Here is a 607-nt window from a genome sequence, read left to right as displayed (position 1 = left end):
GCCCGCGGCCGGCCGCTGCGCCGGGACCGCCGGGCTTGCCGCGCCGCGCGGACGCGCCCGGCTGCCCGGATCGCGCCTGTTTGTCGGTCTGGCGACCGGGGCCTCCAGGCTGGCTCCCGGTGGCGCGGCCTCCAGCTCGGTGGCCGGCACCGCGGCTGCCAGACTGACGCCCAGTCGCGCGGTCTCCCGATTGGCGCCCGATGCCATGGCTGCCAGGCCGGCTCCCGGCGGCAGTGCCTCTCGTTTGGCGCGCCGGCCCTTCTCCGCGCGCGTCCGGCCCCCTATGCGACGATGACTTCTTCGAATCTCCTAGTCCTTCCAAACCCGCACCTCGTTCCCCTCGGTCGGAGATCAAGCAGCCTCGGCCGCTCGTCATCCGGCTTTATCCCTATTCTCGAGTATTTCCTGATTTCCGTTGGAAATTTCTAAAAGCTTGACCAGTCCGGCGCGTAACGGCGCTAGCCTTCGCTTCGCGCGTTACACGTTTATCTATAGATTCGCCCGTACGCCATTGCTGGTTCCGTCTGCAGGCTCACCGCGCAAGAGATCTTGCTTGGCAGCGGAACTTGCAACGGCCCAGCCAAGTGACGTACTAGGTACGCTACAT

1 protein-coding gene is annotated in these 607 nt (G+C 66.4%); it reads right to left on the bottom strand.

From position 1 onward, the window contains the following. Nucleotides 1-207, bottom strand: a 207-nt coding sequence (locus H7C19_RS34540; RefSeq protein WP_221469624.1) for a hypothetical protein, incomplete at its 3' end; no start/stop codon positions are given. Nucleotides 208-607: the final 400 nt, after the last annotated feature.

The sequence above is a fragment of the Cohnella nanjingensis genome (genome assembly GCF_014212125.1).
In the GTDB taxonomy this organism is placed as follows: Bacteria; Bacillota; Bacilli; order Paenibacillales; family Paenibacillaceae; genus Cohnella; species Cohnella nanjingensis.
This window is presented reverse-complemented; position numbering and strand designations above follow the sequence as displayed.